The organism is Corynebacterium sp. HMSC073B01, assembly GCF_001838255.1.
Lineage (GTDB): Bacteria > Actinomycetota > Actinomycetes > Mycobacteriales > Mycobacteriaceae > Corynebacterium > Corynebacterium jeikeium_D.
Window position 1 is genome coordinate 33,568 of sequence record NZ_KV836134.1, and the last position, 14,477, is coordinate 48,044.

Consider the following 14,477-nt stretch of genomic DNA (forward strand, 5'->3'; position numbering starts at 1 on the left):
AGGACATGTGACTGACTCAGACGCGCATAAATCTGGACTTCGAGGCCGCATTCGTCGCCCCGCGCCACCGGCTCCGGTTCCGGCGGCGCGGCCAACGGCTGAATCTCAGCCGGCCGAAGCGGCCCCGGACCTAACTCGCGTATCCGGCCATAAGGCAAATGCCGATACCGCCACTGACGCGATGACGGAATCGGCATCACCATCGCCAGCAAAGGCGGCAACTGCGACAGCAACCGCTTCCAGCGATTCCTCCGCAGGCTCGACGGCGGACGCAAATCAGGGACAGTCGAACTCGGACATCGTCGCCTCCACGGGCTCGATGGCAATCGCTACCCTGATTTCGCGCATTACGGGTTTTTTGCGAAACCTGCTCATCGGCGCGACGCTGGGTCCGGCTGTGGCTTCAGCCTTCAACGTCGCCAACACACTGCCGAACCTGATTACGGAAATCGTCCTCGGCGCAGTGCTGACTTCTCTGGTGGTGCCAGTGTTGGTGCGCGCGGAGAAGGAGGATCCAGATCACGGTGCCGCCTTCATTAGACGTCTCTTGACTGTCTCTATGACGCTGTTGGCAGTGGTGACGGTGCTGGCGGTGATAGGTGCGCCACTGTTGACCAGATTGAGCCTTAACGAGGCCGGTAAGGTCAACGTTCCGCTGGCAACGTCATTTGCGTTCTTACTATTGCCGCAGATTATCTTCTACGGCATATTTGCGCTGCTCATGGCGGTGCTAAACACCAAGGGAATCTTTAAACCCGGTGCGTGGGCACCTGTCGCCAACAACGTCGTGGCCATTGCCACGCTCTTGCTATATCTGTTCCTGCCCGGCCAATTGAGTCCGGATTCGGACGGTTCACTCTCCGATCCGCACATCCTGCTTTTGGGTCTTGGTACCACCCTGGGTGTCGTCATTCAGGCAGCCATCATGATTCCCTACCTCAAGCGCGCGGGCATTGATTTGCGTCCGCTGTGGGGTATCGACGACCGCATCAAACAGTTCACCGGCATGGGTGTCGCGATTATTACCTACGTGGCAATTTCCCAGGCTGGTTACTTCATCACCACCAATATTGCCTCGACTGCCTCCAAGGCCGCGCCGACGATTTACCAGCAGGCGTGGCTGCTGTTGCAGGTGCCCTACGGCATCATCGGCGTTACCTTGCTGACCGCCATCATGCCGCGACTGTCCCGCAATGCAGCCGACGGCAATGATGGGGCAGTGGTCCGCGATCTGTCCATCGGTACGCGCCTGACCATGATTGCGCTGGTGCCGATCGTCGCATTCTTCACCGCATTCGGCCGCCCCATCGCCGTCGGTCTTTTTGCGTATCTGGAGTTCCCCCGCGAAACCGCAGAGATTCTCGGCTGGACGCTGTCCTTCTCGGCGTTCTCGCTTATTCCATACGCCATTGTGCTTTTGCACTTGCGTGTTTTCTACGCCCGTGAAGAGGCCTGGACCCCGACTTTCATCATCCTCGGCATTACCACCGTCAAGGTGATTCTGTCGTTCTTCGCTCCTCGTCTGGCTTCTGACGATGAGACCGTCGTCGTGTTGCTCGGTGCCGCCAACGGTTTCGGTTTCGTCGCCGGCGCGGTAATTGGCTTCTTGCTCTTGCGCCGCACTCTCGGACACTTGGACAGTAAGGCGACCGTCCACACCGTGCTGTGGGCACTGGGGGCGTCGCTCGTCGGTGTCGCCGTCGCCTGGGGCGCATTCGCATTGACCGACCTTGTGCTGTTCGATTTCTTCGGTTCCTTCGGCGTGCTGCTGCAGACCATCGTCACCGGCGTGGTCTTCCTCATCGGTACCGGCCTGGTGCTCGCTCAGGCTCCATTGGAAGAGGTCCGCGTTCTGGGTGGCTTCCTCGGCCGCATCCCGGGTCTACGCCGCTTTGCTCCGCAGCCTCATGCAGCCGACAATGCCGTCGCCGACCGTGAGGATATGGAGCGCGAACGTGGCTTCGCCGCTGATGCTTTCTCGATTGCCCCGTCGAACCTGATCGGCGAGGCCACGGGTCTGGCAAACGAGGGCTTCACCGCTTCGCCGCTGCTGCCGCCGATGCCGACGCAGGGTTCTCGCCCAACCCGCTATGTACCCGGCGAGATGGTCTCAGGTGGTCGTTTCCGTCTGCGTTCTGAAGTCGCAACCTACCCAGGTCTGCGCCTGTGGCGTGCCATGGATATGGGCGATCCCGACAACTCAGATGTCGCACTTGTCTTCGTCGACACGATTGCACTGCCGTACTACGACACTTCGCCATCGGTTGCCGCCCAGAAGATTGCCACGACGACCAATGAGCTGCGTGACCTGGCTGGCACCGGGATGTCCCGCATTCATAGTGTGGCGAAGACACGCACCGAGGTGCTCATCGTCGCCGACTGGACCAGCAGTATCGGTATTGAGCGGTTCGATCAGGCCGCCCACCCGGATGCCCTGGCACTCGCAATAGCATCACTTGCCGAGACAATCGCCGACGCCCACGAATCTGGGCGCTGCCTTGGCCTGACAAACAAGCCTGGACAATTGCGCATCAGCAGCGACGGCCACATCTACGACGCTTTCCCCGTCGTTTTGCCCGATAGCTCGCAACGTTCGGACTACAACGCGTTGCTTTCTGTCATCGACGAGCTGTTCTACAACGTGCCAAATATCCCCTCCGATATTTCTGCTGCCATCGACCGCGCGAAGCAGGTTCGCCCGGAGAACTTCAACCAACAGGAGTCGCCAGCTCGCACACTCGCGGAGGATTTGCGCACTGCAGCGCTCGGCCCCGACTCTTCGGAGTTTCTCGCAATCGACCCCGACACCGGTGCGCGCGAATCCGTCGATGCCGACGGTGTAGCCCAATCAAACGCTCGCCACACCAAGAATCGCACCCGCGCATTCAGCACCGGCGCAGTCGTTGTCGGTGTAGTCATTGTCGGTGCACTTGTCGCCGCGGGCATCTTTGGTCTGGTTAACCGTTCCTCGGACGCACCGATTAACTCCGAGTCCGTACGACGCGGCCCGGCTCCGATCACGACGCTTTCGCTTGCCGACGCTAACGAGTGGCAGGCCGACAGCGACAACCCGGCAGCCGGTCCAGACAATCCGGACATGGCTGAGCTGACCATCGATAGTGACGAGGAAAGCTTCTGGGTAACTTCGACTTACCTCAGCCAGTTCGGCAATCGTCCAGAGGACTTCAAACCTGGCGTTGGTATTCGGGTCACTCTGGATGAACCGGCAACCATTCGAGAACTTAAGGTCGCGGCGACCCCGGGCGCACACATTGAAGTTCGCGGCCTACGAGATGCTGACTCGACGAACTTGGATGACACAACGGTTCTCGGAAGCGCTACTGCCACCTCAGATACGACGACCATTGAAATCGATAGCCGCGACACTGAGTGGAAGAACCTTGTTGTCTGGATCTCCGGCTTGCCGACGGCTGCGGAAGCGGTAGCCGACAGCGACTCAGACACTGACGCTGATACAGATGCTGATGCTGATGCTGAGTCGCAGAATTCCGATGCGGACAACCCACTTGTCGGCGACCGCAATCTGGCTGAGCAATCTCCGGATTCGTTGCTGCCAGTTGCTATTGGCGACATTCAGGTGCGTGGTACGGAATAACGCTCTGAGCTTGCCTTAGGTGGCAACAGTTCAAGTTGTCCCAAGTTATCCACAGCTACTGGGACGTTTTGAAATTCATCCACAGCCCGCGGTCTCCACGGCAGTTTTGCCAAGCGGAGAGCGCGGGTTTCGTGTTTGCATAGGAGCCATGAACTTTGGGGGAAGAAATCGAATTGGGGACAGTCACCGTAAGGCCCGCATGGGTCGGCGACTGGGGGATTGTGGCGTCGTCGGTATGCAAAAGCATGCATCTGCGGACGAGGTCGATCGTGAATTATTGAAGGCGCACCTGGCGGGGGATCGTCGCGCGTTCGCGGTGTTGGCACGGCGTTATTATCCGCAGTTGGTAGCAATGGCGCGGCGCTATCGTCGGGATGATTTCGATCCCTTGGATGGGGTACAGGAGGGTCTGGCGCGGGCAATTGCGGGGGCGGCGAGCTTTCGCGGGCGTTCAACGGTGGCGACGTGGCTGACGTGCATCGTGAAGAATGCGTGTATTGACCACAACCGCGGTCGTTTCGGGGAGATCCCTCTCTGCGATAAGGAGGAGGATTTTGAGACGTTTATGAGTTCACAGCCGATTCCCTGCCCGGATGTTCCGCTACGTGTGACTATGGCCGCCGCATTGGAGCAGCTGCCAACGGATCAACGGGATGCCCTGCTGTACTTGGACATCTTTGGATATTCGCTGCAGGAGACCTCTCGCAGTATTGGGCAGCCGAGCGGGACGTTGAAGTCTCGGCGGGCGCGGGCGCGTCGTACGCTTCGGCGACAATTGGAAGAAGTGCAGGTGGCCTAACAACTGCGGAGCAGGGGAGAGGCTGGGGGAATAGAGATGGCTAACCTCACGTTGGTTGAGGTGGCTGGTTCCGGTAATTTCTTTCCCGGAGCTGAAAAATTTGCTTACTACTGAGCATCACTGTGCGCCATGTGATGTGAGAGATAAAAATTATAGGAGTCTTCATGAGCGATATCGTTCACGACCTGATCATCGTCGGTTCCGGTCCCGCCGGTTACACGGCTGCCACCTACGCAGCCCGTGCCGACCTGAAGCCTGTGGTGTTCGAGGGCATCGAGTTTGGCGGCCTGCTTATGACGACTACCGATGTGGAGAACTACCCAGGTTTCTCCGAGGGCATCATGGGCCCAGAGCTGATGGATCAGATGCGCGCACAGGCAGAGCGCTTCGGCGCTGACCTGCGCATGGAGATTGTCGATCGCATGGATCTCACCGGCGATATCAAGTCTGTCTGGGTTGGCGAAGAAGAGCACAAGGCTCACGCTGTCATCCTGGCAACCGGTGCCGCTCCGCGTTATGTCGGTGCTCCGGGTGAGCAGGCGCTGCTTGGTCATGGTGTCAGCGCCTGTGCCACCTGTGATGGTTTCTTCTTCCGCGACCACGATATCGCCGTCATCGGCGGCGGTGACTCCGCAATGGAAGAGGCAACCTTCCTTACCAAGTTCGCCCGCTCGGTGACGATTGTCCATCGCCGCGATGAGTTCCGTGCGTCGAAGATCATGGTCGAGCGCGCGCAGAACAATGACAAGATTCGCTTTGCGACGAACAAGGTTGTGTCCCAGGTTCTTGGTGAGGACAAGGGTTCGGTTACCGGTCTCGAGCTGGAAGACACCGTCACTGGTGAGAAGTCCGTCCTGGATGTGACTGCCATGTTCGTAGCAATTGGCCACGAGCCACGTTCGCAGATGGTTCGCAATCAGCTGGATTGCGATGAGAATGGCTACATTCAGGTAGCCGCTCCGAGCACCCAGACCTCTCTCAAGGGCGTCTTTGCGGCGGGCGATGTTGTTGACTCGCATTACCAGCAGGCGATTACCGCCGCTGGTTCTGGCTGCAAGGCTGCGCTGGATGCTGAGCACTACTTGGAAACTGTTACTCGGTAGATGACAGCAGGGCAGTCGCACTAGCTGGATAAACACCTAATAGTTGGGGTATCGCAATTGTTGGATAAGCCCTACGATTGCAGATATCCAACTATGGGGAATATCCGATAGTCGGTAAGCCCAATTGTTGTTAGCTGTAGCTCAATCAGGGTGCAGCGGGACGTGTTATAGCCCGGTACGCCCCGTACTCATCGAGCACTTGCAGCGTTCTCAAGAACACCATTAATTAACAATTTAGTACTTCACTCGCACCACCGGAAGCCCTAATTTTTGACGCCTTGAGCGCCAAATCCGTACGCGAGGCTGAAGAAGCTAGGTTGAAAAATTAGAATCAAGACCACAAAACAAAACCACTAAGAACTCAAACGAGCTCATTCTAAGGAGAAGAATTTCATGGCTCCGGTAACCGTCACCGCCAACACCTTTAAGTCCGATGTCCTCGAATCCGATAAGCCGGTGCTTGTTGATTTCTGGGCAGAGTGGTGTGGCCCGTGTAAGAAGATTGCTCCCGTTTTGGACGAGGTTGCGACCGAGCTCGATGGCAAGGCCGTCATCGCCAAGGTCAACGTCGATGAGGAGCGTGCACTGGCTGGCATGTTCCAGATTATGTCCATCCCAAGCCTGCTCCTATTCAAGGACGGCAAGAAGGTCGAAGAGATTCGCGGAGTCCGCCCGAAGGGCGAAATCACGTCGCTCATCGAAAAGCACCTTTAAAAGAACTTGGGGTTGCTCCTTATCCGATACGAGGTTACGACTGCCCACCCGTCACTTCGCTACTGCCACCTTCGTTGGACACACCCCATTATGATGTGACTGAAGTTGTGGTTGTGATTTAGAGTTAGTCCTGGGGTTCTGCCGTCGGGCTAGCCGACGCGCCCTCGTAACAATCAATTCGCGCCTGCGACCTGGTAATCTTGCTGGAAATGGCGGTTTACGTCTTCCTTAATACCGTGAAGGAACCAGGTTGCCGCCAACTTGAGAGGTATTGCTGACCATATCCTCTGAGAGTGCGCGGGATTTCTTAACTGAAGTTTCGTTTAGCTCACTGGCCAGTAATACTGATTAAGTGTTGTGAGGACCCACAACGGCCTAAACATAATTGTGGAGTTCGGAAGGGAGTTTTCGTGCCAGAGTTTCTGAAGGTGGGCGATAGGTCACCTCGTGTAGCCGAGGTACGTTCTACCCTGGCTCGTCTTGGGCTTCTGCCCAATTGGGAGGGCTCAGCCGCGGAGGAGAACTCGCCTCAGTGGTCTGGTGACGATGACCTCTTTGATGAGGACATGCGCAACGCTCTTCTGGCGTTCCAACAGTCCCGCGGTGTCTATGCCGACGGGATTATCCGCGACAGCACCCTGCGCCTACTGCGAGAAGCCTCGTACACTCTGGGCACCCGCGTACTGTCCTACGATCCACTGTCACAAATGACCGGTGAGGACGTAGGCGTTCTCCAAGCTACCTTGCAGGAACTCGGCTTCCACGATGCCCGAGTAGACGGCCACTTTGGCCCGAAGACCGATGCCTCTGTACGTGAATACCAGCTCAATTACGGGCTGGAGCCCGACGGTATCTGTGGTCCCGTTACTCTCCGGGCGCTCAGCTACTTGGGCAGGAGGGTTACTGGTGGCTCTGTAAACGCCTTCCACGAGAAGGAAATACTGCGCACGATGGGGCCGAAGCTCTCTGGAAAGCGCATTGTCATTGATCCAGGTCTTGGGGCAGGGGAGCCCGGCATTGTGGTCGACGGCCCTTACGGTCAGATTTCTGAAGAAGAGATTCTTTGGGATTTGGCCTCTCGCATTGAGGGTCGCCTTGTCGCGGCAGGTGCAGAGACTATTCTGTCTCGTCCTCGTACCGACAATCCGTCCATCGAGGATCGCGCTGAGATGGCCAACGCATTTGGCGCTGACGTCTTCATCTCCCTGCAGGCTGACCACTATCACAACAACCGCGCCAGCGGTATTGCGACCTTTTACTTTGGCTCGATGAAGGGCTCCAACTCCATTCTGGGCGAACAGCTCTCTGGCCTTATCCAGCGAGAAATTGTTGCCCGTACGAGCCTGGTAGACTGCCGCTCGCACGCCCGTACCTGGGATCTCCTCCGTCTGACCAGGATGCCCACGGTGGAAGTCGCCGTTGGTTACCTGACCAACGAGGATGACGTCGCAATTCTTTCTTCCCCAGATCAGCGGGACGTAATTGCCGAATCTATCGTTGTCGCTGTAAAGCGTCTGTACCTGGGCGATGAAGAGCAGCAGCCAATGACCGGCGCTTACAGCTTTGCGCAGCTGATTGAAGAGGAAAAAGCCTAAACACGGCTGACCAATGAAACCCAGCGCTAAAGACTGAACAGCTTTGAGCGCATAAAGGGTTCTTTCGCACTTAGATCCAACGCATGGCCGATTTCTTCGTCCCAATCCAATTCCGCATCCAACTCGATACGGAGTTTCGGATGAATCGGATGTGGAGTCACCACCCGAAACCCGGAGTCAAGAAGGGTTCGCGTACGAATCAAATCACCGGCGTTATGGTTAATCGCCGCCAACGAATCTGAAATACACGGCTTTGGATTCAGCTTTTCTTCGAGTTGCGCTTCGAAATCAGCGATTAGATTCTCCGTACCGTCGTCAGGCGTTGGCGACGACGGCGTGGATGCCGACATAGAATCCGCCGTGCCACTGCAACCAAACGCTTCTACCGCTGAAATCCCGCGCAGCGCGAGCTTGTGCAGAGCGGTCACAATGAGCACGCGGAGCATGTCATCGTCAACCTCTAAAGCGTTGTAATGCAGACTCGTCAGCGCAATCGCATCCGGCGATATTGGTCCGGAAGGCATGGAAAATGTCGTCGGGCAGAAGCGTGGCGGAGCAAAGAGCAGCGTGCCGACGGTCTCAAGTTTCCCATCGATAAGTGATGCCGGTGGCTTTCGTCGTAGTGAATATCCGCACGGTCCCCAGGAAAGGTAGACGGTATTGAGCCATGCTTCCTTCTCCAAGCGCACCTGGGCGGCTAAATCAGGGCTTAAATCGCCATTTAAGAGGCTTTCACTAGCTCCGCCTGGCCGAGTAGGGGGTTGGCCGTCCGAATGCTTTAAATCACCGTTGAGCGCTTCATCCTCTTCTGGCGTGCTGGGGTCCAAATTAGGTTCGCGCGGCTCAGTCGAGAACTGGGGTAGGGCAGTTGCTGTACGGATATGCTCCATGCCCTGTTCCCAAAACAGGCTTAACATCGTCTCTGGATAGATTCCTTCGATGTCGGCCAGCGAAATTTTCTCGATGAATACTTCAGTCACAGTAACCGGGTTTACTCTTCGTCGAGATGCATCAGTGACATGATGCGATCAAAGTCCTCGAGGTTGCCGAATTCGATAACGATTTTGCCCTTACGCTTGCCCATCTGGGCAGTCACCTTCGTATCAAAAGAATTGGACAGGCGGTCAGCCCAATTGTGAAGGACCTCCGGCTGCGGAGTGGGCTCGCGGTGCTGCTTTTTCGGTCGCTCGCCGGCATTGAGTAATGTCACTGCTTCTTCGGTCGCACGGACGGATAGTCCTTCAGCAACAATTCGCTCGGCGAGGCGCTGCTGTTCTTCCTTACCTGCCTTAACTCCAAGCAAGGCACGTGCGTGACCAGCCGACAGAACACCGACCGCTACTCGTCGCTGTACCTCCACCGGCAACTGCAAGAGTCGAATCATGTTGGTAATAACGGGCCGCGAGCGACCGATTCGATCCGCCAGCTCTGCCTGAGTTACACCAAACTCTTCGAGTAGCTGCTGGTACGCAGCGGCCTCTTCGAGTGGGTTCAGCTGAACGCGATGGATGTTCTCTAGTAGGGCATCGCGAAGCATGTCCTGGTTTGGAGTATCGCGAACGATGGCGGGAATCGTGTCGACCCCAGCTCGCTGAGAAGCACGCCAGCGCCGTTCACCCATGATGATTTCAAACTCGGGTTGCGGCGCGTTCGGATCTTCCTTGCGCGCTGCCTCGAGTGCGGCCGCACGACTATCCTCAGAGATTGGTCGTACGATAATCGGCTGCAATAAACCGAACTCACGAATAGAGTGAGCGAGCTCATTCAGGGGCTCCTCATCGAAGACCTCTCGTGGCTGCTTCGGGTTCGGCGTGATCAGCTTCAAGTCGATCTCGCGATAGGTCGCGCCAAACTCGTTTGCGGCCGAAGCGTCAACATCGGTCGGCTCCGCGCTGCTATGGTCCACTACTCCCGACGTCGCCGAGGGCAATGCTTCACGTGAAACATCGCTAGACTTACCAATAGCCTTATCGTCACTGTGACGTTTCTGCGCCTCGTCGGTATGAGGCTTGCTCTGGCCGGATTTTGCAGATTTTCCGGCGTTTTTCCCTTCAGTCAACGAGGTGCCGGATCCCGTCGCGGCTGTTCCCAGTACGTCGGCAACTCCGCTACTTCCGGCCTGCTTCGTCCCCTGGGTACGGCGGGGACCGAAGATAATATCCGCGGCACTCTCACCTACCGAGGGGTTAGCCGCCGGAGCAGTTGGGATCAGCGCGGCGATACCGCGACCGAGCCCTCCCTTGCGGTGATCCTTTTTTTGATTCGACATCGGTTACTACTCCTAGTGGCTTTAATTTGTCTCAGTGGAATTGGACGGGGTAGGGGAGGAAGCTGGTTTTTGCCCAATCGCACTTCCACCCGGAACTGCTGAATAGTCGCCACGCGTTGCCAATTCCTTCGCGGCGTCAAGATAAGCAACTGCGCCCCGAGACCCTGGATCGTAGGAAATTACGGTCTGCGAATATCCCGGAGCCTCCGATACCTTCACGGATCGAGGGATGAGATTACGTAGCACAACCTCACCGAAGTAGTTACGAACCTCATTGGCAACTTCTTCCGAAAGCTTGGTGCGGCCATCGAACATAGTGAGCAGCACAGCAGAAATATGTAGCTCCGGATTGAGATGCTGACGAATCATCTGCACGTTATTCATCAGCTGAGTCACACCCTCCAAGGCGTAAAACTCACACTGAATCGGGATCAAAACCTCGTTGGCGGCAGTCATCGAATTCAGAGTCAACAGACCGAGCGAAGGAGGGCAGTCAATAATGAGAAAGTCAAAGCCGTTGTCAATCAGGTACTGATCTGACACTGCATCGAGAAGTCGGCGCTCACGGTTCAGGAGCGAGACCAGCTCAATCTCGGAGCCCGCCAAGTCCAACGTCGCTGGCACACAAAAGAGATTCTCAGATTCAGGGGAACGCTGGATGACATCGTCAATCTGTAGTTCGCCAATTAGAAGCTCATACGTCGACGGGGTCCCGGAAACATGCTCAATCCCCAGGGCCGTAGAAGCATTTCCCTGCGGGTCATTATCGATGACTAGCACCTTTAGACCATGTCGCGCGAGCGCCGACGCGATGTTGACTGCCGAAGTGGTCTTGCCCACGCCACCCTTCTGGTTGGCGATAGTAATACGGCGCGGGCGTTCGGGGCGTGGAAGCGATAAACGGTTCGGGGCCTTAACTTGCGCTGCCCGTTGAGCTGCCGCAGCGATGGGTGTGTCTTGCCAGGACTTCCGGCTCATTAACTATTCCCCTTACAAGCACAGCAATCACCAATCATGGCCACTGGAGTGCGAATAAAAACTTAGTAACTATCTGCAAAAGCGTAATCATCAAGCCCCAACAAGCGTTAGACGCCGACGATTGTGGAAATGTTTCACGTGAAACATCCACCTTGGCCGGTAGGACTTTGCCATACCGCGATACTTATCCCACTCTAGCCCGACGGCACTACGCGCCTCAATGTCGAAACCAAAACACAAGCGAACCGGCAGTGGAGTAGGGGAGGGGGACTTACAACCTACTTCTTCTGAATAATCACGGCGTACGTCGAAGTTCTCAACACGGAACCGCCAACCTCTACAACGCGGGGATTAGTTCCCTTCGCCTTGGCAATAAGCTTTGCGTCCCGATCAATCTCCTCTTGCGCAGTTCCACCCTTCAGTGCAACCATCGCGCCTCCGGATTTAACTAAAGGAAGCGACCAGCCCGCCAATTTCCCAAGAGGGGCAACAGCGCGAGAAGTGACGACATCTACTTGGCCAACCTCAGCGCGAACCACTTTCTCCTCAGCGCGGCCGCGAACCACGGTCACATTGTCCAGCTCGAGATCTTCCACAACTTCGTTCAAAAAAGTCGTACGGCGCAGCAATGGTTCTACAAGAACCACCTTCAAATCTGGTCGTGCAAGAGCAAGCGGAATCCCGGGCAAGCCTGCCCCCGAACCAATGTCCGCAACTACAAGCCCCTTGCCTATCGCTTCTCCAACTACCGCAGAATTGATAATGTGCCGATCCCACAGCTTTGGAGTTTCACGTGGCCCAATCAAACCTCGGACTGTAGCCTCCTCAGCCAACCAGGAATGGTAGCGGTATGCTCGATCGGCATTCTCTCCAAACACGGTATCTATCACCGAACGCAAATCAGCATCGACCAAACCGGCGGAGGCTTCTTGCTTATCGACGTCCTTCTCGGGGTTACTCAACAGTTCCACTAACCTTTCTTGCACAATGGGGCAGCTGTGCCGTCACCCGTCGAGCTTTTCACTACCCCTAGTGTACGACAGTGCAACAGCGATGTTTCACGTGAAACATTGATCAAAGTTGGATGCCAAACTCCAGGCCCCGGAGAAAATTACATGCCTGTAATAACAGTGACGTTGTTTGCTCGATAGAGCACCAAGGCAAGCAAAAACGCCCCGCATCAACTGCGGGGCGTTTCGATTAATTAACTTATGTAGACGAAGGGCGATTCCACTTCAGCTATTTCTTTTTCCGCTTCCGGTTCTTCCGATTTGCGGGTTTCTGTCCTGGCGCTGGCTTCGAGGCTGGGCCCTGCTGTCCCTTCCCCGAATTACCATCCGGAAGATGGCTAGAAGCCTTGTTCGCTGCAGAGGCCTGACCGGACTGCGCCTGCTGCGCATTCTGCGCTGCCTGACGCTTGCCACCCTTCTTCGGATTGATTGGCTTCTGGCCAACCTTCGGAGCGAGTTTCTCCTGTGCCTCGCGCTTGGCAGCCTTCTTAGCTGCGACAGCTTCCTTCTCTTCCTCATCCAGCTTGCCGAAGATGTAGCGCTGCTGGAAGTAGGTCCAGACGTTGTTAGTCACCATGTAGACAAGAAGGCCGATGTGCCAGAAAGCACCGGTAACAAGAATCATGATTGGGAAGAACCAAAGCATCATCTTGTTCATCATGTCCATCTGCTGACCCATAACGCCTTCCTGGCGCTTCACCAGACCGGCTTCCTGGCGGGCACGCGTGCGGTCAACAGACATGCGAGCGTTGAAGTGCGTTGCAAGTGCCGCGATAACAATCAGCGGAATGGCAACGATCATGATGTCCATGCGGGTGAAGTCCGCAGGCGTACCAGGCACAGTAAAGGCTGCGTATTGATCCTCGCCCATACCAACCGAACTGGACAGTGGAGCATTGAGCACACGAGCCAGCAGGAAGGACCGCACCTCATCTACACCGAAGACGTAGTTAGGCGTATTCCAGTTCTGCTCCACCGACATGCGAAGCGCATTGCCCGTCGTACCCGTTCGGTTGAACGAACGCAGCACGTGGAAAAGGCCAATGAACACAGGCATCTGAACCAGAATCGGCAAACAGCCGCCGAGCGGGTTGACACCCATTTCCTTCTGTAGCTGGCGCATAGCAAGAGCCTGAGCCTGCTGATCGTTCTTGTACTTCTCCTTGATGGCCTGCATCTCAGGAGCGAGCTGCTGCATCTTGATGGCAGAACGCTGCTGGTTCAGCATCGGCTTAAACAGGAGGATACGGATGGTGACCACAAGCAAAATAATGGCCAGCACCCAGGAGATACCCGAGGAGGGATCGAATAGGAAACCTGAGGCCTTATGCCAGAACCACAGGATGGCCGAAATCGGCACATACACGAAATTGAGCACGGTCTAAGATCACTCCGTTCTTTAGGGGACAGCGCACTCGCGCCTTCGTCTACAAAGCCCCGTCAAAGGCTAAGCATTACTAGAGGTTACCTGTGCATTCGCCTCAACCACGAACCCAGGCCGGGGAATGTGGCAGGAACTGGATCCCAGCCACCCGGATGCCAGGGTGCGCAACGGAAGATGCGCAAGAAAGTCAGCCACAGGCCACGAATAGCTCCGAAACGGCGCACAGCCTCAAGACCATATGCGGAGCACGTCGGTTCAAAACGACATGTGCTCGTGGGCTTCAGATTAGAGATACGACGGCGGTAGAAGAGAATCGCCCTCTCAGCCACACGTGCGCCGGGGGTCTGAGCGAGGGGGCCGTCGTCAAGCGAATTAGCGCCGACGTTCGTATGTGGCGAGTGCCGATTGCACATCGTGGGACAGCTCCTGGCTGGTGGCTGTGGCAGATGCAGGCAGCGCGCGAACGACAATGTCCATGGTGGACGGAAGATTCTGCGCGGCCGCGGCCATAACATGGCGGAGCCTGCGGGATACAGCGTGACGAGTCACGGCGTTGCCCACAGCTTTAGATACGACAAGACCGACACGCGGACCACCAAACCTGGCAATCTGCGTATCGGTCTTATCTTCACCGCCAGAAGCGGCGGTGTCACGAATATGCAAGACCAAGGTCTTGCGTCCGATTCGGCGTCCACGTCGTACGGTGACCGTGAAGTCACGCGAAGAACGCAGCTTATTGCTCTGAGGGAGCACCGAAATCGGTGTCCTCTTGCTTAAGCGGACAGGCGGGCACGGCCCTTGCTGCGGCGTGCTGCCACAACGGCGCGACCGGAACGGGTACGCATACGGGTACGGAAGCCGTGCACGCGTGCACGACGGCGGTTATTCGGCTGGAACGTCCGCTTCGACACGGTTGACACTCCTTGAAACTCAAACGACCACGAGTCCACGCTGAACACACCGCAGTAAACTCCTCGCTTCGAGTGCGAGGCAGCGATGCGTCTGACGC

At 56.6% G+C, this 14,477-nt stretch carries 13 protein-coding genes; 5 read left to right on the forward strand and 8 right to left on the reverse strand.

The features are described 5' to 3' along the window. Nucleotides 1–7 precede the first annotated feature (7 nt). The 5 genes from HMPREF2849_RS00265 (at nucleotide 8) to HMPREF2849_RS00285 (ending at nucleotide 7,827) form a co-directional block, all read left to right on the forward strand. Nucleotides 8–3,616, forward strand: a complete 3,609-nt coding sequence (locus HMPREF2849_RS00265) for a murein biosynthesis integral membrane protein MurJ (RefSeq protein ID WP_070439191.1) — start codon at nucleotides 8–10, stop codon at nucleotides 3,614–3,616. Nucleotides 3,617–3,851: 235 nt separating this feature from the next. Beyond that, nucleotides 3,852–4,415, forward strand: a complete 564-nt coding sequence (locus tag HMPREF2849_RS00270; protein WP_042389015.1) for a sigma-70 family RNA polymerase sigma factor — start codon at nucleotides 3,852–3,854, stop codon at nucleotides 4,413–4,415. A gap of 164 nt (nucleotides 4,416–4,579) precedes the next feature. Then, nucleotides 4,580–5,518, forward strand: coding sequence for a thioredoxin-disulfide reductase (gene trxB, locus HMPREF2849_RS00275; RefSeq protein WP_049170102.1), 939 nt, complete (start codon nucleotides 4,580–4,582; stop codon nucleotides 5,516–5,518). 393 nt (nucleotides 5,519–5,911) lie between these two features. After that, complete coding sequence (gene trxA / locus HMPREF2849_RS00280) at nucleotides 5,912–6,232, forward strand: thioredoxin (protein ID WP_016421730.1); 321 nt, start codon at nucleotides 5,912–5,914, stop codon at nucleotides 6,230–6,232. A 410-nt stretch (nucleotides 6,233–6,642) separates the two neighbouring features. Then, nucleotides 6,643–7,827 carry an N-acetylmuramoyl-L-alanine amidase gene (locus HMPREF2849_RS00285; RefSeq protein WP_048733139.1) on the forward strand — a complete coding sequence of 395 codons (1,185 nt, stop codon included), beginning with the start codon at nucleotides 6,643–6,645 and terminating at the stop codon, nucleotides 7,825–7,827. A 26-nt stretch (nucleotides 7,828–7,853) separates the two neighbouring features. Here the strand turns inward: HMPREF2849_RS00285 and HMPREF2849_RS00290 are convergent, their stop codons facing one another. The 8 genes from HMPREF2849_RS00290 to rpmH all read right to left on the reverse strand — a co-directional run bounded on the left by HMPREF2849_RS00290 (nucleotide 7,854) and on the right by rpmH (nucleotide 14,379). Further along, nucleotides 7,854–8,807 (reverse strand): hypothetical protein, encoded by a 954-nt coding sequence (locus HMPREF2849_RS00290; RefSeq protein ID WP_049170104.1) that lies wholly within the window; start codon nucleotides 8,805–8,807, stop codon nucleotides 7,854–7,856. Between the two features lie 11 nt (nucleotides 8,808–8,818). Further along, nucleotides 8,819–10,096: a ParB/RepB/Spo0J family partition protein gene (locus HMPREF2849_RS00295; protein ID WP_070862422.1), complete on the reverse strand. Its 1,278-nt coding sequence runs from the start codon at nucleotides 10,094–10,096 to the stop codon at nucleotides 8,819–8,821. 21 nt (nucleotides 10,097–10,117) lie between these two features. Further along, nucleotides 10,118–11,074 (reverse strand): ParA family protein, encoded by a 957-nt coding sequence (locus HMPREF2849_RS00300; RefSeq protein WP_016421734.1) that lies wholly within the window; start codon nucleotides 11,072–11,074, stop codon nucleotides 10,118–10,120. Between the two features lie 278 nt (nucleotides 11,075–11,352). Continuing rightward, nucleotides 11,353–11,988: a 16S rRNA (guanine(527)-N(7))-methyltransferase RsmG gene (gene rsmG, locus HMPREF2849_RS00305; RefSeq protein ID WP_083280649.1), complete on the reverse strand. Its 636-nt coding sequence runs from the start codon at nucleotides 11,986–11,988 to the stop codon at nucleotides 11,353–11,355. A 325-nt stretch (nucleotides 11,989–12,313) separates the two neighbouring features. After that, nucleotides 12,314–13,462: a membrane protein insertase YidC gene (yidC, locus tag HMPREF2849_RS00310; RefSeq protein WP_049189412.1), complete on the reverse strand. Its 1,149-nt coding sequence runs from the start codon at nucleotides 13,460–13,462 to the stop codon at nucleotides 12,314–12,316. A gap of 86 nt (nucleotides 13,463–13,548) precedes the next feature. Then, a complete protein-coding gene (yidD, locus tag HMPREF2849_RS10895) occupies nucleotides 13,549–13,881 on the reverse strand; it encodes a membrane protein insertion efficiency factor YidD (RefSeq protein ID WP_080969543.1) in 333 nt (110 codons plus the stop codon). Continuing rightward, nucleotides 13,841–14,221: a ribonuclease P protein component gene (gene rnpA / locus HMPREF2849_RS00315; RefSeq protein ID WP_049170110.1), complete on the reverse strand. Its 381-nt coding sequence runs from the start codon at nucleotides 14,219–14,221 to the stop codon at nucleotides 13,841–13,843. Before rnpA ends, yidD begins: the two co-directional genes overlap by 41 nt. Before the next feature lie 20 nt (nucleotides 14,222–14,241). Next, entirely contained in the window at nucleotides 14,242–14,379 is a 138-nt protein-coding gene (gene rpmH / locus HMPREF2849_RS00320; RefSeq protein WP_005511646.1) for a 50S ribosomal protein L34, read from the reverse strand. Between the last annotated feature and the right edge of the window lie 98 nt (nucleotides 14,380–14,477).

What these genes read in the sequence shown, in the direction of transcription:
- HMPREF2849_RS00270 (WP_042389015.1), top strand. Translation starts at nt 3,852, where the DNA reads ATGCAAAAGCATGCATCTGCGGACGAGGTCGATCGTGAATTATTGAAG.
- trxB (WP_049170102.1), top strand. Translation starts at nt 4,580, where the DNA reads ATGAGCGATATCGTTCACGACCTGATCATCGTCGGTTCCGGTCCCGCC.
- trxA (WP_016421730.1), top strand. Translation starts at nt 5,912, where the DNA reads ATGGCTCCGGTAACCGTCACCGCCAACACCTTTAAGTCCGATGTCCTC.
- HMPREF2849_RS00295 (WP_070862422.1), bottom strand. Translation starts at nt 10,096, where the DNA reads ATGTCGAATCAAAAAAAGGATCACCGCAAGGGAGGGCTCGGTCGCGGT.
- HMPREF2849_RS00300 (WP_016421734.1), bottom strand. Translation starts at nt 11,074, where the DNA reads ATGAGCCGGAAGTCCTGGCAAGACACACCCATCGCTGCGGCAGCTCAA.
- yidD (WP_080969543.1), bottom strand. Translation starts at nt 13,881, where the DNA reads ATGTGCAATCGGCACTCGCCACATACGAACGTCGGCGCTAATTCGCTT.